Source organism: Pseudomonas sp. JAI120, assembly GCF_014207255.1.
GTDB lineage: Bacteria > Pseudomonadota > Gammaproteobacteria > Pseudomonadales > Pseudomonadaceae > Aquipseudomonas.
In genome coordinates this window covers 268489-289702 of sequence record NZ_JACHCZ010000004.1, presented here as the reverse complement: position 1 = coordinate 289702, position 21214 = coordinate 268489, and the positions used below count along the sequence as shown (strand labels likewise).

Annotated in this window: 16 protein-coding genes and 1 pseudogene; 8 read left to right on the top strand and 9 right to left on the bottom strand. The window is 62.1% G+C overall.

Features of this window, described 5'->3' with window-relative positions; genetic code table 11:
- Positions 1–27: 27 nt before the first annotated feature.
- The 7 genes and pseudogenes from HDC32_RS22275 to hemE all read left to right on the top strand — a co-directional run.
- A pseudogene (locus HDC32_RS22275) lies at positions 28–1284 on the top strand (type IV pilus secretin PilQ); the annotation flags it as partial.
- Positions 1285–1288: 4 nt separating this feature from the next.
- Complete coding sequence (gene aroK, locus HDC32_RS22270) at positions 1289–1807, top strand: shikimate kinase AroK (protein ID WP_003171222.1); 519 nt, start codon at positions 1289–1291, stop codon at positions 1805–1807.
- A gap of 125 nt (positions 1808–1932) precedes the next feature.
- A complete protein-coding gene (aroB, locus tag HDC32_RS22265; RefSeq protein ID WP_122673881.1) occupies positions 1933–3033 on the top strand; it encodes a 3-dehydroquinate synthase in 1101 nt (366 codons plus the stop codon).
- Positions 3034–3043: 10 nt separating this feature from the next.
- Positions 3044–4597 carry an SPOR domain-containing protein gene (locus HDC32_RS22260; RefSeq protein ID WP_131696860.1) on the top strand — a complete coding sequence of 518 codons (1554 nt, stop codon included), beginning with the start codon at positions 3044–3046 and terminating at the stop codon, positions 4595–4597.
- 351 nt (positions 4598–4948) lie between these two features.
- A complete protein-coding gene (gene gltB / locus HDC32_RS22255; protein ID WP_131696859.1) occupies positions 4949–9394 on the top strand; it encodes a glutamate synthase large subunit in 4446 nt (1481 codons plus the stop codon).
- Positions 9395–9426: 32 nt separating this feature from the next.
- The gene (locus HDC32_RS22250; protein WP_092489391.1) at positions 9427–10845 is read left to right on the top strand and encodes an FAD-dependent oxidoreductase; all 1419 of its coding nucleotides are present in this window, start codon (positions 9427–9429) and stop codon (positions 10843–10845) included.
- Between the two features lie 242 nt (positions 10846–11087).
- Positions 11088–12155 (top strand): uroporphyrinogen decarboxylase, encoded by a 1068-nt coding sequence (gene hemE / locus HDC32_RS22245; protein ID WP_131696858.1) that lies wholly within the window; start codon positions 11088–11090, stop codon positions 12153–12155.
- A gap of 115 nt (positions 12156–12270) precedes the next feature.
- Here hemE and HDC32_RS22240 read toward each other — a convergent pair whose 3' ends face one another.
- Positions 12271–13497 carry an MFS transporter gene (locus HDC32_RS22240; RefSeq protein WP_205885663.1) on the bottom strand — a complete coding sequence of 409 codons (1227 nt, stop codon included), beginning with the start codon at positions 13495–13497 and terminating at the stop codon, positions 12271–12273.
- A 172-nt stretch (positions 13498–13669) separates the two neighbouring features.
- Here HDC32_RS22240 and HDC32_RS22235 point away from each other — a divergent pair, with 172 nt between their 5' ends.
- Positions 13670–14593, top strand: coding sequence for a LysR family transcriptional regulator (locus HDC32_RS22235; RefSeq protein WP_167655591.1), 924 nt, complete (start codon positions 13670–13672; stop codon positions 14591–14593).
- Between the two features lie 117 nt (positions 14594–14710).
- Here HDC32_RS22235 and HDC32_RS22230 read toward each other — a convergent pair whose 3' ends face one another.
- The 8 genes from HDC32_RS22230 to HDC32_RS22195 are packed head-to-tail and all read right to left on the bottom strand — an operon-like array spanning position 14711 to position 21213.
- Positions 14711–15157, bottom strand: coding sequence for a hypothetical protein (locus HDC32_RS22230; RefSeq protein WP_145335927.1), 447 nt, complete (start codon positions 15155–15157; stop codon positions 14711–14713).
- A 26-nt stretch (positions 15158–15183) separates the two neighbouring features.
- Complete coding sequence (locus HDC32_RS22225; RefSeq protein WP_167655590.1) at positions 15184–16410, bottom strand: beta-ketoacyl-ACP synthase; 1227 nt, start codon at positions 16408–16410, stop codon at positions 15184–15186.
- A complete protein-coding gene (gene fabG / locus HDC32_RS22220; RefSeq protein ID WP_184745464.1) occupies positions 16410–17138 on the bottom strand; it encodes a 3-oxoacyl-ACP reductase FabG in 729 nt (242 codons plus the stop codon). The genes HDC32_RS22225 and fabG overlap by 1 nt, the downstream gene beginning before the upstream one ends.
- Positions 17135–17596 carry a hotdog family protein gene (locus HDC32_RS22215; RefSeq protein WP_131696852.1) on the bottom strand — a complete coding sequence of 154 codons (462 nt, stop codon included), beginning with the start codon at positions 17594–17596 and terminating at the stop codon, positions 17135–17137. The genes fabG and HDC32_RS22215 overlap by 4 nt, the downstream gene beginning before the upstream one ends.
- Positions 17593–18759: a beta-ketoacyl-[acyl-carrier-protein] synthase family protein gene (locus HDC32_RS22210; RefSeq protein ID WP_145335931.1), complete on the bottom strand. Its 1167-nt coding sequence runs from the start codon at positions 18757–18759 to the stop codon at positions 17593–17595. The genes HDC32_RS22215 and HDC32_RS22210 overlap by 4 nt, the downstream gene beginning before the upstream one ends.
- Positions 18756–19238, bottom strand: coding sequence for a hypothetical protein (locus HDC32_RS22205; protein WP_184745462.1), 483 nt, complete (start codon positions 19236–19238; stop codon positions 18756–18758). The genes HDC32_RS22210 and HDC32_RS22205 overlap by 4 nt, the downstream gene beginning before the upstream one ends.
- On the bottom strand, positions 19235–19969 hold the full coding sequence (locus HDC32_RS22200) for a class I SAM-dependent methyltransferase (RefSeq protein ID WP_184745460.1): 735 nt from the start codon (positions 19967–19969) through the stop codon (positions 19235–19237). Before HDC32_RS22200 ends, HDC32_RS22205 begins: the two co-directional genes overlap by 4 nt.
- The gene (locus tag HDC32_RS22195; protein WP_256663414.1) at positions 19966–21213 is read right to left on the bottom strand and encodes an NAD(P)/FAD-dependent oxidoreductase; all 1248 of its coding nucleotides are present in this window, start codon (positions 21211–21213) and stop codon (positions 19966–19968) included. The genes HDC32_RS22200 and HDC32_RS22195 overlap by 4 nt, the downstream gene beginning before the upstream one ends.
- Position 21214 lies beyond the last annotated feature (1 nt).

The window sequence follows — 21214 nt, the reverse complement described above, 5'->3', positions numbered from 1 at the left end:
CCGCCTCCCGGCAGCGCGGTGTCCGGTGCCTATAGCGGTGACAAATTGAACCTCAACTTCCAGGACATCGGGCTGCGCGCTGCCTTGCAGCAAATCGCCGACGTGGCAGGCCTCAATCTGGTGGTCGGCGATGACGTGCAGGGCTCTATCACCCTACGGCTCAAAGGCGTGCCCTGGGATCAGGCGCTGGACCTGGTGCTGCAAACCAAGGGCTTGGATAAGCGGATAAAGGCCGGCGTCCTGCTGGTGGCGCCTGCCGAGGAGCTGGCCGCTCGCGAGCTGCTGACGCTGGAATCGCGCAAGCAGATGGCCGACCTGGCGCCGCTGCGCCGTGAGCTACTGCAAGTCAACTACGCCAAGGCGGCAGACCTGGCCAAGCTGTTTCAGTCGGTGAGCGGCTTTGAAGGCACGACCGATGAGCGTGGTTCAGTGGCAGTGGATGACCGCACCAATAACATCATTGCCTACCAGACCGGCGAGCGCCTGGAAGAGTTGCGGCGGATCGTGGCGCAACTGGATGTGCCGGTGCGCCAGGTGATGATCGAAGCACGGATTGTCGAGGCCAACGTCGACTACGACAAAAACCTGGGCGCGCGTTGGGGTGGGCGGCTCAATCGAGGGGATTGGGCGGCTGGAGGTATCCAGAAACCTTTGCCGGACGGCGCCCAGGCGCCGGAAAACGTGCCCAGCTCGCCATTTGTCGACCTGGGTTCGCTCACGGGAACGTCGGGCCTGGGCATCGCCTTCATCACCGATAACCTCCTGCTGGACCTGGAACTGACCGCCATGGAGAAAACCGGCAATGGCGAAATCGTTTCGCAGCCCAAGGTGGTCACTTCCGACAAGGAAACCGCGCGCATTCTAAAGGGCACCGAAATTCCCTATCAGGAATCCACCTCCCAAGGGGCTACGTCGGTGTCGTTCAAGGAGGCTTCCCTGTCATTGGAGGTCACGCCGCAAATCACCCCCGATGACCATGTGATCATGGTGGTCAAGGTCACCAAGGATGAGCCCGACTATCTCAATAAACTCAACGACGTACCGCCGATCAAGAAAAACGAGGTGAATGCCAAGGTGCTGGTCAAGGATGGCGAGACCATCGTCATCGGCGGGGTTTTCTCCAATACTCAAAGCAAAGTGGTAGATAAAGTGCCATTTTTGGGCGATGTACCGTATCTTGGCCGCCTTTTCCGGCGCGATGTGCTGGCGGAGAAAAAATCCGAGCTGCTGGTATTCCTGACTCCGCGTATTATGAATAACCAGGCGATTGCTGTGAGTCGTTGATTCTGTGCGAAATTTGATTCTTGTAGGACCGATGGGGGCTGGAAAAAGCACCATCGGCCGATTGCTGGCCAAAGAGCTGCGCCTGCCATTCAAAGATTCCGACAAGGAAATTGAATTGCGCACGGGTGCCAATATCCCATGGATCTTCGATAAGGAAGGCGAGCTGGGCTTTCGCGACCGCGAGCAGGCGATGATTGCCGAGCTGTGTGGCTGTGACGGCGTGGTATTGGCCACCGGCGGCGGTGCGGTAATGCGCGATGAAAATCGGCGGGCGCTGCATGCCGGTGGTCGGGTGGTCTATCTGCATGCGTCGGTCGAGCAGCAGGTGGGTCGTACCGCCCGCGATCGCAATCGTCCTTTGCTGCGCACGGCGAACCCGGAAAAAACCTTGCGGGACCTGCTCGCGCTGCGCGATCCCCTGTATCGGGAAATCGCCGATCTGGTGGTGGAAACCGATGAACGGCCGCCTCGGATGGTGGTTCTCGACATTCTTGAGCGCCTGCAACGGCTGCCACCCCGTTAAAGCCAGGCCCGAAATGCGCTATTCTCGGCGGCGCGCTATCACCCTGCGGGGTGTGGCGTAGAGCCATCAGGCGGCGTCAGATATCGACGTTACCGGTCGTCAATACATCTTCAACGCGGGGACACATGCAGACACTTAAGGTCGATCTAGGCGAGCGCAGCTACCCGATCCATATTGGCGAAGGTCTGCTGGACCAGCCTGAATTGCTGGCACCGCATATTGCCGGGCGGCAAGTGGCAATCATCTCCAATGAAACGGTCGCGCCACTGTATCTTGAGCGTCTGAGCCGCAGCCTGGCGGCGTACTCAGTGATCTCCGTGATATTGCCCGATGGCGAAGCCCACAAGAACTGGGAAACCCTGCAACTGATCTTTGATGGCCTGCTGACCGCGCGCCATGACCGCCGAACCACCGTGATTGCTCTGGGCGGCGGTGTGATCGGCGACATGGCCGGCTTTGCAGCGGCCTGTTACCAGCGCGGCGTGGACTTTATCCAGGTGCCGACCACCCTGTTGTCCCAGGTCGATTCGTCGGTGGGCGGCAAGACCGGCATCAACCACCCGCTGGGCAAGAACATGGTCGGCGCGTTCTACCAGCCTCAGGCCGTGCTGATCGACACCGCAACCCTCAACACCTTGCCACCGCGCGAACTCTCGGCGGGGCTGGCGGAAGTCATCAAGTACGGGTTGATCTGCGACGAACCCTTCCTGACCTGGCTGGAAGAGCATGTGGACGCCCTGCGCGCACTCGACCAGGTGGCGCTCACCGAGGCGATTTCCCGCTCCTGCGCCGCCAAGGCGTTGGTGGTGAATGCCGACGAACGAGAGTCCGGTGTACGGGCCACCTTGAACCTGGGCCACACCTTCGGCCATGCGATCGAAACGCACATGGGCTATGGTGTGTGGTTGCATGGGGAGGCCGTAGCGGCTGGCACAGTGATGGCATTGGAAATGTCGCAACGTCTGGGTTGGATCAGCGCCCAGGAGCGGGATCGCGGTATCCGCCTGTTCCAGCGTGCCGGTTTGCCGGTTATCCCGCCGGAAGAGATGACCGAGGCGGACTTCCTCGAACATATGGCAATAGACAAGAAAGTGATCGACGGTCGACTGCGACTGGTGCTGTTGCGCCATATGGGCGAAGCGGTAGTGACCGACGATTATCCGAAAGAGATTTTACAGGCCACGCTGGGAGCGGATTACCGCGCCCTGGCTCAGCTGAAAGGTTAATAAGATCCCGATGACTAGTTTGCATGCCGACGAGGCGTTCCTCGGCCATTACCAGTTAAGCCACGACCCTTTTGCTCCACGGGTGCCTGGTTTCAAATTTTTCCCGGCCCAGCGCAAGCCGGTGCTGGGGCAACTGCACCATCTCGCGCGCTACAGCCAACTGCTGCTGGTCGTCACGGGCCCGCTGGGCAGCGGCAAGACCTTGCTGCGCCAGGCCCTGGTGGCCAGCACCAACAAACAGTCCGTACAGAGCGTGGTGGTGTCTGCCCGTGGTGCCGGTGATGCGGCGGGCGTGCTGCGCCAGGTAGCCCAGGCGCTGGATGTCGCCACTGCCGAGCCGAATGCGATCCTCAAGCAGGTGGTGCAACTGGGTCTGACCGGCCAGGAAGTCTACCTGCTGGTGGATGACGCCGAGCAGCTCGACGAATCCGCCCTGGAAGCGCTGCTGGCGCTGGCGGCGGGCACGCCGGAAGGTCGCCCCCATGTGTTCCTGTTCGGTGAATCGTCGTTGATCGCCGATCTGGAGCAGATCAGCGGTGATCAGGAGCTGTTCCACGTCATCGAACTGCAGCCGTACGAAGAGGAAGAAACTCGCGAATACCTGGCCCAGCGCCTGGAAGGCGCAGGGCAGGGCATCGAACTTTTCTCCGCTGCGCAGATCTCTGATATTCACGAAAGCTCCGACGGCTGGCCTGGCACCATCAACCAGGTCGCCCGCGATGCCATGATCGAAGCCATGATTGCCAGCCGCTCTGCGGTCAAGCGTCCAAAGATGGGGTTCACTATGCCTAAGAAGCACGTATTGGCAATTTCCGCCGTTGTCGTGGTCGCTGTAGCCGCTGCCTGGTTGATTCCGGGTCGCAGCAAGGCACCGACCACTGCGGGCGCGCCAACCGAACAGGCGCAGTTGCCACTGGGCAAGCCCACGCCAAACGTTGAATTCGCGAACTCCGGTCAACCGACCAATCTGCCGATGGTCGGCCAGCCAGTGATGCGCGGCCCGCTCGCCGAAGAAGCCGGTGGTATCTCCGAAGGCGACGACGGCGTGCCGGTGGAAGGCTCCAGTGCCACACCGCCGACCGTGACGACTACTGCGCCACCTGCCGGCGTCCCCGCAGGTACGCCAGCAACTCCTGTTGCGCCAGCCGCCAAGCCGACCCCGGCACCGACCGTTGCCACCGCCAAGCCTGCGGCGCCAGTGGCCAAGCCCGCTCCAGCGCCAGCCGCCAAGCCGGCTGAAAAACCAGTCGCCACCGTTGCCAAGGCTGGCGCTGCCGGCAGCAGCTGGTACAGCAGCCAGCCCACCGGCAACTTCGTCGTGCAGATCCTCGGCACCAGCTCCGAAGCCAACGCTCAGGCGTTCGTGAAAGAGCAGGGCGGCGAATACCGTTATTTCAAGAAAGTGCTCAACGGCAAGCCTCTCTACGTGATCACCTACGGCAGCTTCCCAAGCCGTGCCGCAGCTGATTCCGCCATCAAAGCCTTGCCAGCGAAGGTTCAGGCTGGTAAACCTTGGCCTCGCACTGTCGCCAGCGTTCAACAAGAACTGGCAGCAACTCGCTGAAGATCCGGCGGCCTTACCCAGGTCGCCCTCCCGGCACCTCAAAAAAGATCGCAAGGCGTGCAGCCCCTCCAGGCCGCGCGCTTTGTGGTGTCTGCGTTACAGTAGCTTTTGAGTCGTAGCGGTCAGAATTAAAAAAGTTTTGACTAGCACAGCATATCGCTTTAAACCTTTCATAAATGCGACATAGATTTGCGACATTTCGTCGCTAAATTTGTGAGCGTCTGTGTCGGTGTGTACAATGACCTCCCTTTTGCCCCCGCTAAGTCGGCGTACGTTCGGCGTGGAAGGTAACCGGTTGAATTGAAAAGAAATTTGCCTCGATATAAGAGGCAGCCTGGTGAGAAAGTGTCTATGAAAGCAGGTCTGTACCAACCCGATGAATTCAAGGATAACTGCGGTTTCGGCCTGATAGCCCATATGCAGGGCGAGCCCAGTCATACCCTTTTGCAAACGGCCATCGAGGCCCTGACCTGCATGACCCACCGCGGTGGGATCAACGCCGACGGCAAGACCGGTGACGGTTGCGGCTTGCTGATTCAAAAGCCCGACCAGTTCCTGCGCGCAGTCGCCAAAGAGCATTTCGCTGTCGACCTGCCCAAGCAGTACGCCGTGGGCATGGTGTTTTTCAACCAGGACCCGGTCAAAGCCGAAGCCGCTCGCGAGAACATGAACCGCGAGATCGTCGCTGCCGGCCTGCAACTGGTCGGCTGGCGCAAAGTGCCGATCGACACCAGCGTGCTCGGCCGCCTGGCCCTGGAGCGCCTGCCGCAGATCGAACAAGTGTTCATCGCAGGCGACGGCCTGAGCGACCAGGACATGGCGATCAAGCTGTTCACGTCCCGTCGTCGCTCGTCCGTGTCCAACGCGGCGGATGCAGACCACTACATCTGCAGCTTTTCCCACAAGACCATCATTTATAAAGGCCTGATGATGCCGGCGGACTTGACCGCCTTCTATCCAGACCTGAGCGATGAGCGCCTGCAAACCGCCATTTGCGTGTTCCACCAGCGCTTCTCCACCAACACCTTGCCGAAATGGCCGCTGGCCCAGCCATTCCGCTTCCTCGCCCACAACGGCGAGATCAACACCATCACCGGCAACCGCAACTGGGCCGTGGCCCGTCGCACCAAGTTCGCCAACGATTTGATGGACCTGGAAGAGCTCGGCCCGTTGGTCAACCGCGTGGGTTCCGACTCCTCCAGCATGGACAACATGCTCGAACTGATGGTCACCGGCGGCATCGACCTGTTCCGTGGCGTGCGCATGATCATTCCGCCTGCGTGGCAGAACGTCGAGACCATGGACCCCGATCTGCGGGCGTTCTATGAGTACAACTCGATGCATATGGAACCGTGGGACGGCCCGGCCGGCGTGGTCATGACCGACGGTCGCTACGCGGTGTGCCTGCTCGACCGTAACGGTCTGCGCCCGGCACGTTGGGTCACCACCACCAACGGTTTCATCACCCTGGCGTCGGAAATCGGCGTGTGGGACTACAAGCCTGAAGACGTGATCGCCAAGGGCCGCGTAGGCCCTGGCCAGATCCTCGCCGTCGACACCGAAACCGGGCAGATCCTCGACACCGATGCGATCGACAACCGCTTGAAGTCCCGTCACCCGTACAAGCAATGGCTGCGCAAGAACGCCCTGCGCATCCAGGCGACCATGGAAGACAACGACCACGGTTCGGCTTTCTACGACATCGACCAACTCAAGCAGTACATGAAGATGTACCAGGTCACGTTCGAAGAGCGCGACCAGGTGCTGCGTCCACTCGGCGAGCAAGGCTACGAGGCCGTCGGTTCCATGGGCGACGACACGCCGATGGCCGTGCTGTCCCAGCGCGTGCGTACGCCGTACGACTATTTCCGCCAGCAGTTCGCCCAGGTGACCAACCCACCGATCGACCCGCTGCGCGAAGCCATCGTGATGTCCCTGGAAGTCTGCCTCGGTGCCGAGCGCAACATCTTCCAGGAGTCGCCTGAGCATGCCTCCCGCGTGATCCTCAGCTCGCCGGTCGTGTCTCCGGCCAAGTGGCGTTCGCTGATGACCCTGGAGCGCCCGGGTTTCGACCGCCAGATCATCGACCTGAACTACGACGAGAGCCTCGGCCTTGAAGCCGCTGTGCGCAACGTCGCCGACCAGGCCGAAGAAGCCGTGCGCGCCGGTCGTACCCAGATCGTGCTGACCGACCGTCATATCGCTCCAGGCAAGTTGCCGATCCACGCTTCGCTGGCCACCGGCGCGGTGCATCACCGCCTGACCGAAAAAGGCCTGCGCTGCGATTCCAACATCCTCGTGGAAACGGCCACCGCCCGCGACCCGCACCACTTTGCGGTGTTGATCGGCTTCGGCGCCTCGGCGGTGTACCCGTTCCTCGCCTATGAAGTGCTGGGTGACCTGATCCGTACCGGTGAAGTACTGGGCGACCTCTACGAGGTGTTCAAGAACTACCGCAAGGGCATCACCAAAGGCCTGCTGAAGATCCTGTCGAAGATGGGCATCTCCACCGTCACCTCGTACCGTGGCGCGCAGCTGTTCGAAGCCATCGGCCTGTCGGAAGAAGTTTGCGAGCTGAGCTTCCGTGGCGTGCCGAGCCGCATCAAGGGTGCGCGTTTCGTCGACATCGAAGCCGAACAGAAAGCCCTGGCCGCCGAAGCCTGGAGCGCGCGCAAGCCGATCCAGCAAGGTGGCCTGCTCAAGTTCGTGCACGGTGGCGAATATCACGCCTACAACCCGGACGTGGTGAGCACCCTGCAAGCCGCCGTGCAGCAGGGCGACTACGCCAAGTTCAAGGAATACACCGCGCTGGTGGATAACCGCCCGGTGTCGATGATCCGTGACCTGCTCAAGGTGAAGACCCTGGACACGCCGTTGGCCATCAGCGAAATCGAACCGCTGGAATCGATCCTCAAGCGCTTCGACTCTGCCGGTATTTCCCTGGGCGCCTTGTCGCCTGAGGCCCACGAAGCCCTGGCCGAAGCCATGAACCGCCTGGGTGCGCGTTCCAACTCCGGCGAAGGCGGTGAAGACCCGGCGCGCTACGGCACCATCAAGAGCTCGAAAATCAAGCAGGTTGCCACTGGCCGTTTCGGCGTGACCCCGGAATACCTGGTCAACGCCGAAGTGCTGCAGATCAAGGTTGCCCAGGGCGCCAAGCCCGGTGAGGGCGGCCAGCTGCCGGGCGGCAAGGTCAACGGTCTGATCGCCAAGCTGCGTTATGCGGTACCCGGCGTGACCCTGATTTCGCCACCGCCGCACCACGACATCTACTCGATTGAAGATTTGTCGCAGCTGATTTTCGACCTGAAACAAGTCAACCCGCAGGCCCTGGTCTCGGTGAAACTGGTAGCAGAAGCGGGCGTGGGCACCATCGCCGCCGGCGTGGCCAAGGCCTATGCCGACCTGATCACCATCTCCGGCTACGACGGCGGCACTGGCGCATCGCCGCTGACCTCGATCAAGTACGCCGGCGCGCCGTGGGAACTGGGCCTGGCGGAAACCCACCAGACTTTGCGCGGCAACGACCTGCGCGGCAAAGTGCGGGTGCAGACCGACGGCGGCCTGAAGACCGGCCTCGACGTGATCAAGGCCGCCATCCTCGGCGCCGAGAGCTTCGGTTTCGGCACCGCGCCGATGATCGCCCTGGGCTGCAAATACCTGCGCATCTGCCACCTGAACAACTGCGCTACCGGCGTCGCGACTCAGAACGAGAAGCTGCGCAAGGATCACTACATCGGCACCGTCGACATGGTGGTGAATTTCTTCACCTACGTCGCCGAAGAAACCCGTGAGTGGCTGGCCAAGCTGGGCGTGCGTTCGTTGGAGGAGCTGATCGGTCGCACCGATCTGCTGGACATCCTCGAAGGCCAGACCGCCAAGCAACAGCACCTGGACCTGACGCCATTGTTGGGCAGCGATCACATCCCGGCAGACAAGCCACAATTCTGCCAGGTGGATCGCAACCCGCCGTTCGACAAAGGCCTGCTGGCCGAGAGAATGGTCGAAATGGCCGGTTCCTCGATCAACGACGCCAGCGGTGGCGAATTCGCCCTGGATATCTGCAACTGCGACCGTTCCATCGGCGCACGCATCTCCGGCGAAATCGCACGCAAGCACGGCAACCAGGGCATGGCGAAGGCGCCAATCACCTTCCGCTTCAAAGGCACTGCGGGCCAGAGCTTCGGCGTCTGGAACGCCGGCGGCCTGCACATGTACCTGGAAGGCGACGCCAACGACTACGTAGGCAAGGGCATGACCGGCGGCAAGCTGGTCATCGTTCCGCCCAAGGGCAGCGTCTACAAGACCCAGGACAGTGCCATCATCGGCAACACCTGCTTGTACGGCGCCACCGGTGGCAAGCTGTTCGCCGCGGGTACGGCCGGTGAGCGTTTCGCCGTGCGTAACTCCGGTGCCCACACCGTGGTGGAAGGCACTGGCGATCACTGCTGCGAGTACATGACCGGGGGCTTTGTCGCGGTATTGGGCAAGACCGGTTACAACTTCGGTTCGGGCATGACCGGCGGTTTCGCCTACGTGCTCGACCAGGACAACACCTTCGTCGACCGGGTCAACCACGAGTTGGTCGAGATCCAGCGGATCAGCGGCGAAGCCATGGAGTCCTACCGGAACCACTTGCAGCACGTGCTGGACGAGTACGTCGAGGAGACCGGCAGCGAATGGGGTCGTAACCTCGCCGAAAACCTCGATGATTACCTGCGTCGTTTCTGGCTGGTCAAGCCCAAGGCTGCCAACCTGAAATCGTTGCTTTCCAGCATCCGTGCCAACCCGCAGTGATATGCGCCTGAAGAGTTTGATGAGGTTTTAACATGGCTGAACGTCTGAATAACGACTTCCAGTTCATCGATGTCGGGCGCAAAGATCCGAAGAAGAAACTGTTGCGTCAACGCAAGAAAGAGTTCGTGGAAATCTACGAGCCCTTCAAACCCCAGCATTCGGCCGATCAGGCCCACCGCTGCCTGGGTTGCGGTAACCCGTATTGCGAATGGAAGTGCCCGGTGCACAACTTCATTCCCAACTGGCTCAAGCTGGTGGCCGAGGGCAACATCCTCGCCGCCGCTGAGCTGTCGCACCAGACCAACACCCTGCCGGAAGTCTGCGGCCGGGTGTGCCCGCAGGACCGTCTGTGCGAGGGCGCGTGCACCCTTAACGACGGCTTCGGCGCGGTGACCATCGGTTCGGTGGAGAAGTACATCACCGACACCGCGTTCGCCATGGGCTGGCGTCCGGACATGTCCAAGGTCAAGCCGACCGGCAAGCGTGTGGCGATCATCGGTGCGGGCCCGGCGGGCCTGGGCTGTGCCGACGTGCTGGTGCGTGGTGGCGTGACCCCGGTGGTGTTCGACAAGAACCCGGAAATCGGCGGCCTGCTGACCTTCGGCATCCCCGAGTTCAAGCTGGAAAAAACCGTACTGAGCAACCGTCGTGAAGTGTTCACCGGCATGGGCATCGAGTTCCGCCTGAACACCGAAATCGGCAAAGACGTGACCATGGAGCAACTGCTCGCCGAATACGATGCCGTGTTCATGGGCATGGGCACCTACACCTACATGAAGGGTGGCTTTGCCGGTGAAGACCTGCCGGGCGTATATGACGCGCTGGATTTCCTGATTGCCAACGTCAACCGCAACCTGGGCTTTGAAAAGTCGCCGGAAGACTTCGTCGACATGAAAGGCAAGAAGGTCGTGGTACTCGGCGGTGGCGACACCGCGATGGACTGCAACCGTACCTCGATCCGCCAGGGCGCCAAGTCGGTGACCTGTGCGTATCGTCGTGACGAAGCCAACATGCCCGGTTCGCGCAAAGAGGTGAAGAACGCCAAGGAAGAAGGCGTGAAGTTCCTCTACAACCGCCAGCCGATCGCCATCGTTGGCGAAGACCGCGTCGAAGGCGTGAAGGTGGTCGAGACCCGTCTCGGCGAACCGGACGCCCGTGGCCGTCGCAGCCCCGAGCCGATCCCGGGCTCCGAAGAGATCATCCCGGCCGACGCCGTGGTCATCGCCTTCGGTTTCCGTCCAAGCCCGGCGCCGTGGTTCGAGCAGTTCGAGATCCAGACCGACAGCCAGGGCCGTGTCGTGGCCCCGGAACAAGGCCAGTACAAGCACCAGACCAGCAACCCGAAAATCTTCGCCGGTGGCGACATGGTGCGCGGGTCTGACCTGGTGGTGACGGCGATCTTCGAAGGCCGCAATGCCGCCGAAGGGATCCTGGACTACCTGAACGTCTAACCCTGATCCCAGGTTGAAATGGGCTCAAAATGTGGGAGGGGGCTTGCCCCCGATAGCGGTGGTTCAGTGACAGATTCTGAGACTGACACACTGCAATCGGGGGCAAGCCCCCTCCCACATTTGATTTGCGCAGGTTCAAGATATTGTCGTAAATCAACCCGATAGACAAAAGGCACCGCTCTTGCCGTGCCTTTTGCGTCGCGCTCTGAGAAAATGCCCGCACTTTTTTTGCGGATGCCGACATGACTGCCCTCAAGAACGACCGTTTCCTTCGTGCCCTGCTCAAGCAACCCGTGGACGTCACCCCCGTGTGGATGATGCGTCAAGCCGGTCGCTACCTGCCGGAATACCGCGCCAGTCGCGCCCACGCCGGTGACTTCATGAGCCTGTGCATGAACCCGGAGTTCGCCTGCGAAGTCACGATGCAGCCACTGGACCGCTACCCTCAACTGGACGCGGCCATCCTCTTCTCCGACATCCTCACCATCCCTGACGCCATGGGCCAAGGCCTGTACTTCGAGACCGGCGAAGGCCCGCGTTTCAAGAAAGTCGTCAGCACCCTGGCCGATATCGAAGCCCTGCCGATCCCCGATCCACACAAAGACCTCGGCTACGTGATGGACGCCGTGAGCACCATCCGCCGCGAGCTGAACGGCCGCGTGCCGCTGATCGGCTTCTCCGGCAGCCCATGGACCCTGGCCACCTACATGGTCGAAGGCGGCTCGTCGAAAGACTTCCGCAAGACCAAGGCCATGCTCTACGACAACCCGCAGGCCATGCACCTGTTGCTGGACAAGCTGGCCCAGTCGGTCACGTCCTACCTCAACGGGCAGATCATGGCCGGTGCGCAAGCCGTACAGATCTTCGATACCTGGGGCGGCAACCTGTCGGCGGCGGCGTACCAGGAGTTCTCCCTGGCCTACATGCGCAAGATCGTCAGCGGCCTGATCCGTGAACACGAAGGCCGTAAAGTGCCGGTCATCATGTTCACCAAGGGCGGTGGCCTGTGGCTGGAAAGCATCGCCGATGCTGGCGCAGATGCATTGGGCCTGGACTGGACCTGTGACATTGGCGACGCCCGTCGTCGTGTCGGTGACAAGGTCGCGCTGCAAGGCAACATGGACCCGACCGTGCTGTACGCAAAGCCGGAAGCGATCCGCACCGAAGTCGGTCGCATCCTGGCCAGCTACGGCAAAGGCAGCGGCCACGTGTTCAACCTCGGCCATGGCATCACTCCGGAAGTGAACCCGGAGCATGCCGGCGCGTTCCTGCGTGCGGTGCATGAGTTGTCGGCGCAGTATCACGAGTAATTGCAGCCCAATAAAAAACGCCCGGCTTATGCCGGGCGTTTTTGTTTGAGGTCAACGGATGAAGCGCAAGCCTGTTGCGAAAAAAACGCTGTGAAGCGGTTTTTTCAGCAGTACTTCAAGCTGCTGTTCGCCCCAACGGTGGCAACTTCGCCAGCTTCAACGCCACCAGCAACGCACCTATCAACAGCGCCACGATAAAAGCGCCGATGCCGTTCCATCCACCGAAGTGCCAGAAGAACCCGCCCGCGGTGCCGGCGATGCTCGATCCCACATAATAGCAAAACAGATACAGCGACGACGCCTGCCCCTTGGCTTTCACTGCGCGGCGCCCGATCCAGCTGCTGGCCACCGAGTGGGCGCCAAAGAAGCCGAAGGTGAAGATCAGCATGCCCGGCACCACCAGCCACAGCGGGGTGAACAGAGTCAGGGCCATGCCGGCGAGCATCAGCACAATGGTGGCCCACAGCACGCGGCGGCGGCCGAGGCGGTCGGCCAGGGAGCCGACTTTCGCCGAGCTGTAGATGCCCGAGAGGTACACCAGTGACAGCAGGCCCACCACGGCCTGGCTCAGATCGTACGGGTCCGCCAGCAGGCGATAGCCGATGTAGTTGAACATCGTCACGAACGCGCCCATCAGCAGGAAGGCTTCAAGGAACAGCCACGGCAGGCCGGCGTCCTTGAAGTGCATGACGAAGCCATCTACCAGGCTGCGCGGCTTGAGGCTGCTGGCGCGGAAGTTGCGCGATTCGGGAAGGATCTTCCAGAACACCGTGGCGGCAATCAGCGCCAGGGCGCCGATGATCAGCATTGCGGTGTGCCAGCTGACGAAGTCGATCAGTACGCCGATGATCAGGCGCCCGCTCATGCCCCCGATGGCGTTGCCGCCGATGTACAGGCCCATGGCCAGGCCGATGTGCTGGGGGTGGATCTCTTCGCTCAGGTAAGTCATCGCCACGGCAGCCAGGCCGCTTAAGGACAGGCCCACCAGCGCACGCATCAGCAGGATCCCTTCCCAGGACGGCATCAAGCCACTGGCAATGGTCGCCAGCGCGGCGCAGAACAACGCGGCGACCATCACCGGCTTGCGCCCCAGGGTGTCGGAAATCGGCCCGGTAATCAGTAGACCCAGCGCCAGCATCGCCGTGGACACCGACAGGATCAGACTGCTCTGCGCCGCATTGATCGAGAACTCGTGGGACAGTGCCGGCATCATCGGTTGCACGCAATACAGCAGGGCGAACGTGGCGAAACCGCCGGAGAACAATGCCAGCACCGTGCGCATGAACATCGGCGTGCCTTTTTCGATATACGCGTCGTTAAGCTGGGCCACTACCTCATCCAGTGCGGTGGGTGGGACTTCTTGAGCGTATGGAGCGACAGCAGATTTCACGGGGACCTCGGGGAGGAAGGGCGTGCCAGGACCGGCAATGTGAAAAAGAATATAGCTGGCTAATGATTCTTTCCAATATATTGTTCGACCTGTTTGATAGCTTTTACGACCTAATGAGGCTGGTATGGAATTACGTCACCTGCGGTACTTCATCGCCGTTGCCGAAGAGCTGCACTTCGGCCGCGCCGCGCAGGTGCTGGGCATCTCGCAACCGCCGCTGAGCCAGCAGATCCAGGCGCTGGAGCAGGAGGTGGGCGCTCGGTTATTCGAGCGTACCAATCGTCGGGTCGAGCTGAGCGAGGCCGGGCGCCTGTTCCTGCACGAGGCGCGGCTGGTACTGGCCCAGGTCGACAAGGCGGCGGATGTGGCCCGCCGTGCACAGTTGGGTGAACTGGGCGAGTTGAAGATCGGCTTCACCTCGTCGGCGCCGTTCAACTCCAGCATCCCGCAGGCGATCTTTGCGTTTCGCCAGGCCTTCCCGGCCGTGCACCTGAACCTGCAGGAAATGAGCAGCACCGAAGTGGCCGAATCGCTGGTGGATGAGTCGATTCAGGTTGGGCTGATGCGCCCGTTGCCGTTGCCGGATTCATTGACCGTCATCGAGCTGATGCGTGAACCGCTGGTCGCTGTGTTGAATGCCGGTCATCCGTTGGTGGAGGGCAGCGAGAGCGGCCTGCACTTGGCGCAACTGGCGCAGGAGCCGTTTGTGTTTTTCCCGCGCACTTACGGCAGTGGCCTGTATGCCCAACTGCTGAACCTGGCCCGCGATGCCGGCTTCAGCCCGCACTTCGCCCAGGAAGCGGGGGAGGCGATGACCATTATCGGTTTGGTGGCGGCGGGCTTGGGCGTGTCGGTGTTGCCGGCGTCCTATCAACGGATACGGATCGATGGTGTGGTCTATCGCACCTTGCTGGATCAGGAGGCGGTGACGGCGGTATGGCTGGTGCAGCGCAAAGGCGCACAAACGCCGATGGCGAAGGCGTTTGTGGAGTTATTGGTGGCGAGCGGGCTTGCCCCGCGTTGGGCTGCGCAGCAGCCCCAAATCTGACGCTGTGATCTGCCTGAAAAACGCGGTGATCTTAATGGGGCTGCTACGCAGCCCAACGCGGGCGGTGCGACGATTCGACAAGCCCGCTCGCCACAGAGGTTATGCCTGGCTTTGGTTTTACTTTGAGGTGCCCGTCTGCTCGAACAACTGCGCCGCCGACCCTGCCTCACCACTCACGCCATTGCTGCGCAATCCCGCCATGATGTCGCTGTCCAGATTGTTCACCCAACGGTTGTAGTTGCGATGGATCTTGCCGTCCTTGTAGCCCAGCTGGCGGCTGTCGCGGTAGGTGATGGCGTAGCTGTTGCGGGTGTAGCGGATGTCGATGGCCGCGTAGTACTGGTTGCGCACGGTGATCTCGGCCTGCACCAGCTGCGGGCTCAGGCGTTGCACCGTCCACTCGCGTTTTTGCAGGGCGTTGACGATCACCGTTTTCATTTTCTCTTCACTGACCTGGGCATCGGCCGGCAGGTCGTGCTGGGTGTTGAGGACCGGTTTGCTGGTACAGCCGGCGGTGGTCAGCAGGGCCAGGGTGATCAGCGTAGCGCGTAGCAAGGAAGACATTCCGTATTCTCCAATCGATTAAAAAGTCAGGACCAGCGGCGGAAAATCAGCGACGTATTGACGCCGCCAAAGGCAAAGTTGTTGTTCATCACGTAGTCGTGGTGCATCTCGCGAAATTCACCCTGCAGGTAATCCAGCGCGCCGCATTGCGGGTCGACGGAATCCAGGTTGAAGGTGTGCACGTACTGGTCGCGGTTCATCATCTCGATGCTGAACCATGACTCCAGCGCCCCGCAGGCGCCCAAGGTGTGACCGAGGAAGCTTTTCTGCGAGCTGATGGGCATGCGGCTGCCGAACAGGCTGCTGGTGGCCTGGGTTTCGGCGATGTCGCCCTGGTCGGTGGCGGTGCCGTGGCCGTTGACGTAGCCGATGGCGACAGGCTCCAGGCCCGCATCTTCCAGGGCCAGTTCCATGGCGCGGCGCATGGTTTTCTGTTCCGGGCGGGTGGTGTGCTGGCCGTCGGCATTGCTGCCAAAGCCGACGATCTCGGCATGGATATGCGCACCCCGCGCCAGTGCGTGGTCCAGCTCTTCGAGCACCAGCATGCCGCCGCCTTCGCCGATCACCAGGCCATCGCGGCCGCTGTCGTAGGGGCGCGGGCTGGTCTGCGGCGCATCGTTCTTCAGGCTGGTGGCGTAGAGCGCATCAAACACCATGGCTTCGGTGGGGCACAGCTCCTCGGCGCCGCCGGCGAGCATCAACGGCAGGCGACCGAACTTGATCGCCTCATAGGCGTAGCCGATGCCCTGGCTGCCACTGGTGCACGCGCTGGACGTGGGGATCAGCCGCCCGGTGAGGCCAAAGAAAATGCTGATATTCGCCGCCGTGGTGTGCGGCATCATGCGCACGTAGGAATTGGCATTGAGCCCCTCGGCCACCGAGTTCAGCAGCATATTGCCGAACGCCTTGATCTCGTCGGTGCTGCCGGTGGATGAACCGCAAGCGACGCCCATGCGCCCGTCCTTGATCGACTCGTCACCGAGTAAACCTGCGTCCTGCAACGCCTGCTCCGCGGCCCATACCGCCAGGCGCGAGACGCGGCCCATGCTGCGCAGCTGCTTGCGCGTCCAGTGGGCGGGCACGACGAAATCATCGATCGGCCCGGCCAGGCGCGTGTTCAATTCGGTAAAGCGATCCCACTCGTCCATGCGCCGGATGCCGCTGCGGTTGGCGCGAAAGTTGGCGGCGATGGTGTCCCAGTCGCTGCCCAGGGAGGTCACGCCGGCCATGCCGGTGACGACGACGCGCTTCATCAGCACAGGCCTCCATTCACGGCCAGGACCTGGCGCGTGATATAGCCGGCTTCGGCCGACATCAGGAAATTCACCGCACTGGCGACTTCTTCCGGGGTGCCCATGCGTTGCGCCGGGATCATCTTCATCAGTTCTTCCACTGGTACGTTTTCATCCAGCATGGCGGTGTCGATCAAGCCGGGCGCAACGCAGTTGACGGTGATCTTGCGCTTGCCCAGCTCGACGGCCAACGCCTTGGCCGCACCGATCAGGCCGGCCTTGGAGGCGCTGTAGTTGACCTGGCCACGGTTGCCGATCAGTCCCGAGACCGAGGTGATGCAGACGATACGCCCGGCCGCGCGACGCCGAATCATCGGCATCATCACCGGGTGCAGCACGTTGTAGAAACCATCGAGGTTGGTGCGCATCACCACGTCCCAATCGTCTTCCGACAAGGCCGGGAAGGCGCCGTCGCGGGTCAGGCCGGCGTTGAGCACCACGCCGTAATAAGCGCCGTGTTGCTCCACGTCGGCTTCAAGGATTTCCTTGCACGCGGCGCGGTCGGCCACATCGAATTGCAGCACCCGCGCCTGGCGGCCCAAGGCTTGAATCTCGAGCTGTACCGCGCAGGCTTCGGCCCGCCCGCTGCGGCAATGCAGCACGATGTCATGCCCGGCCTGGGCCAGGCGCAGGGCAATGGCGCGGCCGATGCCACGGCTGGAGCCGGTGACCAGTACGGATTCAGTCATGGCGTTTCGTCCTTCGAGTCATCTAAATAGTTGGCCGCCTGGGGCGGTCGAAATACGTTCAGGCGCGCGCTGGCCTGGATACCGTCACCGCTCAAGTGGCATTCGAACACACCCATGCCGTTGTCGTCTTCCAGGGAGCGCAGGCCGTGGATGTTCAACTCGGCGCCGGCCGGGAAGTGTTCCACGTTGCACTCGAACTTGCGTGTGCCGAGCAGGAAGCCCAGTTCCACCTCTTCACCCTTTTGACGGGCGCGACAGCCGGCGTAGGCGGCGACGCTTTGTGCCATCAGCTCGATACCGACCCAGGCCGGCAGGCTGCCGTCAGGGCGATTGAACAGGCCGACCGGCTTGACGGTGAGGCGGGTGTGGATCTGCTCTTCATCGAACGACAGCACCTGGTCGATCAGGATCATGTCGCCCGCGTGGGGCAACAGTTCGGCGAGTGGCCAATCGGTCATGGGGCGGCTCCGATTATCAGGCTGACGTTGTTACCGCCGAAGGCAAACGAGTTGCTCATCAGGCAGGGTTTATCCAGGGTTTCGTCGCTGAGAGCCCATTGCAAGGCGGGCAGCGTGGGGTCGGCCTGGCCGTCCCACACATGGGGCGGCACCCGGCCGTGGGCCAGGCTCAGCCAACAGAACGCGGCTTCCAGCGCACCGGCCGCGCCCAGGGTGTGGCCGCTCATGGGTTTGGTCGACGAGCAGGCCACGCCTTTGGGGAACAGGCTGGCGACGGCCAGGCTTTCCATGGCGTCGTTGTGTTGGGTGGCGGTGCCGTGCAGGTTCAGGTAGCCGATCTGCTCGGGTGCAAGCTTCGCGCTGGCCAGCGCCTTGCGCATCGCTTGCAACGCGCCTTTGCCGGTGGGTTCCGGCGCGGAAATATGGTGCGCATCGCTACTTGCACCGCAGCCCAGCAGGGCAATGGGCCCAGGGGCTTTGCTCATCACAAACAGCACCGCCGCTTCACCGATATTGATGCCGTTGCGGTTCACCGAAAATGGATTGCAGCGCTCGTTGGACACTGCTTCCAACGCGCTGAAGCCGTTGAGGGTCAGCTTGCACAGGCTGTCCACGCCGCCGCAGATCACCGCATCGCATACCCCCAGGTCGAGCAGGCGCTGGGCGCTCATCAGCGCGCGGGCGCTGGACGTACAGGCGGTGGAGATCACATAGGCCGGGCCGCTCAGTTGCAGCCAGTCGGCGAGGAAATTCGCCGGCGCGCTGAGTTCCTGTTGCTGGTAGTCATAGTCTCCGGGGAAGTGCTTGTCGCGTAAATACTGGGCGATGCCGCGGCTGGCTTCATCGATGCCCGAGGTGCTGGTGCCCAGCACAATGCCGACCCGTGAGGCGCCGTAGGTGTGGATGGCTTGGCGAATCTCGCTTTCGATCTGCAACGCCGCTTCCAGCAGCAACTGATTGTTGCGGCTGCTCTGCTGGCCGAGCTCCACCGGGATAATCGCCAACTCGCCGTGCACACCCGCCACCGGCAATACGCGCTCCGGCACCCAGCCACTTTCAGCGCGCATGCCTGAGCAATCACCGGCAAACAGGCTGCGGCTGACTTCAGCCGGGTTCCGACCGAGGGCGCAGATCACGCCGAGGGCGTTGAGGTAGGCGGTCATCGGGCGGCACCGAGTGGCGTAATACGGTAGCTCAGGGGCTGGCCTGCCATGTTCACGCTGAACACCTCTGAGGATTGATAGACGATTTGCCAATGGCCCGGCAGGGTGCGCGTGAGGTCCATCGCCTGGGCGCCGGGATAGAGTGCGCGCACCTCATCCGCCGAGCTCAAGGCAAACAACAGGGCGGCAAACAGCTCACGCGCCTGAGGATTGGGCGGCAGCAGACCATCGGCCTGCCACTGGCCATCGATCAGTTTTTGCCGAGCCTGGGGGATGCCCAGCGGGTCCATCATCGACCAGCGAATGCCAGCGCCTTCGCGTTGGATCACCAGCAGCCAGTCCTGGCTCTGGCCGCCTTCCAGGCGCTGCACATGCAATTGCAGCGGCAGGGTCAGGGCCGGGGTTTTTTCAGGCAGCGGCGGCTGGCTGGCGCAGGCACTCAGCAGCAACAGGCAACCCATCAACAGCAGGCGGATCATGGTGCGGTGCTCTCCAGGGGTTTGCGCGCCACGCAGTTGACCAGGGTTTCTTCGCGTTGGCCCACCGGCGGCGCCTTGCGCAACCCCCAGCGTTCCAACAGGCCGAAGTCGCTGGAGCGGCTCCACCACAGGTACGGGTACGAGATGTTCTGCGGGCCGAAGGTGAAGCCTTGCTCGCGGAGCATCTCCAGGTATTCTTCGGCGCTTTTTTGCACATGCATCGGGTGGCGGAACAGCCAGCGGATCACCCAGGTGTCGATATAGGCTTCGGTGGATTCGGCAAACAACAGGTAACCGCCAGGCTTGAGCACCCGATAGAACTCGCTCAACGCACGTTGCTGTTCGACCAGATGATGGAAGGTCTGGTGACAGAACAGGATGTCGACACTGGCATCCGGCACGTCGAGGGTGGCGCAGTCACTGCCGATCAGCTCGACGTCCAGGCCTTGGCGAGCGGCTTCCTGGCGGCTCAGTTCCAGGCTGTGCGGGTCGGCATCCAGGCCGATCAGGCGGGAAGGCGCAAACACCTGCTGCAGCAACTTGAAGGATTTGCCCTGGCCGCAACCGGCGTCCAGCAACACCGGGGCCTCGGGCAGGGGTTCGCTGAAGCGGCTGCGCAAGTCATTGATCGCCACGCGCAACACATGGTGCTGCCACGTGTGGCTGCGTAGGAACCAGAAGCCGAACTTGGTTTCCTCAACATAGTTCTTGCTTAAGTACCGACTGCTCACGCGGGATCCCCTGCACAAATTTCCGACAACATCCGCAACCGCCGCTTGGGCTCACTGACGAACGGGTTGCGCTCGTCCCACGCATAGCCAGCGAGGATCGAGCTGATCATCCGGCGAATTTCCGGTGAGCTGCCGGCGTGGAAAATCACATCCTGGAACGTACCGGCGTACCAGCCTTCAACGTAGCAGCGGAAGGTGTCGACACCGCGCTTGAGCGGCTCGGCAAACTCGGTTTGCCAGTCTACGGTCTCGCCTTTGAGCTGACGATGCAGTACGCCAGCGGCCATGCTCGCCGAACGCATGGCGATGGTCACGCCGGAGGAGAACACCGGGTCGAGGAATTCCGCCGCATTGCCCAGCAGCGCAAAGCCCGGGCCGTGCAGGGTTTTGACGTTGGCCGAGTAGCCGCCGATGGTGCGCGCTGGCGTGTCCCATACGGCGTTATGCAGCACGCCGGACAAGCTCGGGGTTTCGTCGATAAAGCCGCGCAGGCAGGCGTCGAGGTCAGCGTCGCGACCGTCGAAATGCTCCTTGGCCGCAACCACGCCCACCGAGCAGCGACCGTTGCTGAACGGGATGGTCCAGAACCAGATGTCGCGCTTCGTAGGGTGTGTGGTTATCAGGATCTTGGTGCGGTCGAAGCCTGGGTGTTCGATGCGGTCTTCAACGTGGGTGAACACCGCCTGGCGCAGCGGGAAATTCGACGGTGCCTCCAGGTCGAGCAGGCGCGGCAGCACACGGCCGTAGCCGCTGGCATCGAGCACGAACTTGGCCTTGATGTGGTACTCGCTGCCGTTCTCGCGGCGCACATGCAGGTAGCGGCACTCACCGGAGAAATCCACGCCGACGATGGTTTCGCCGTAGCGGATGTCGACGCCTTGCTGGGCTGCCTGATCGGCCAGCAACTTGTCGAACTCGCCGCGCTGCACCTGGAAGGTGGTCGGCTTGCCGTTGCTGAAGGTGTCACCGAAATCAAATGCGCTGTAACGCTCGCCCCAGGCAAACGCGGCACCGGTTTTTACCTGGAAACCCGCGGCCTGCACGGCGTCGAGCATGCCGGCCTCCTCGATAAAATCGATGCAGTGCGACAGCAGGCTTTCACCGATCGAGAAGCGCGGAAAATGCTGGCGCTCGATGATCAATACATCATGCCCTTTGCGCTTCAACAGCGCGGCGGCAATCGCGCCGGATGGCCCGGCACCAATCACCACCACCTGGCGACGTTCCATTTCAACTATGGGCACG

Bases quoted from the DNA above. Each gene is read 5' to 3' on its own strand.
- HDC32_RS22260 (WP_131696860.1), top strand. From the start codon at position 3,044: ATGACTAGTTTGCATGCCGACGAGGCGTTCCTCGGCCATTACCAGTTA.
- HDC32_RS22230 (WP_145335927.1), bottom strand. From the start codon at position 15,157: ATGTCTTCCTTGCTACGCGCTACGCTGATCACCCTGGCCCTGCTGACC.
- aroB (WP_122673881.1), top strand. From the start codon at position 1,933: ATGCAGACACTTAAGGTCGATCTAGGCGAGCGCAGCTACCCGATCCAT.
- HDC32_RS22210 (WP_145335931.1), bottom strand. From the start codon at position 18,759: ATGACCGCCTACCTCAACGCCCTCGGCGTGATCTGCGCCCTCGGTCGG.
- hemE (WP_131696858.1), top strand. From the start codon at position 11,088: ATGACTGCCCTCAAGAACGACCGTTTCCTTCGTGCCCTGCTCAAGCAA.
- gltB (WP_131696859.1), top strand. From the start codon at position 4,949: ATGAAAGCAGGTCTGTACCAACCCGATGAATTCAAGGATAACTGCGGT.
- HDC32_RS22250 (WP_092489391.1), top strand. From the start codon at position 9,427: ATGGCTGAACGTCTGAATAACGACTTCCAGTTCATCGATGTCGGGCGC.
- fabG (WP_184745464.1), bottom strand. From the start codon at position 17,138: ATGACTGAATCCGTACTGGTCACCGGCTCCAGCCGTGGCATCGGCCGC.
- HDC32_RS22215 (WP_131696852.1), bottom strand. From the start codon at position 17,596: ATGACCGATTGGCCACTCGCCGAACTGTTGCCCCACGCGGGCGACATG.
- HDC32_RS22205 (WP_184745462.1), bottom strand. From the start codon at position 19,238: ATGATCCGCCTGCTGTTGATGGGTTGCCTGTTGCTGCTGAGTGCCTGC.
- HDC32_RS22225 (WP_167655590.1), bottom strand. From the start codon at position 16,410: ATGAAGCGCGTCGTCGTCACCGGCATGGCCGGCGTGACCTCCCTGGGC.
- HDC32_RS22235 (WP_167655591.1), top strand. From the start codon at position 13,670: ATGGAATTACGTCACCTGCGGTACTTCATCGCCGTTGCCGAAGAGCTG.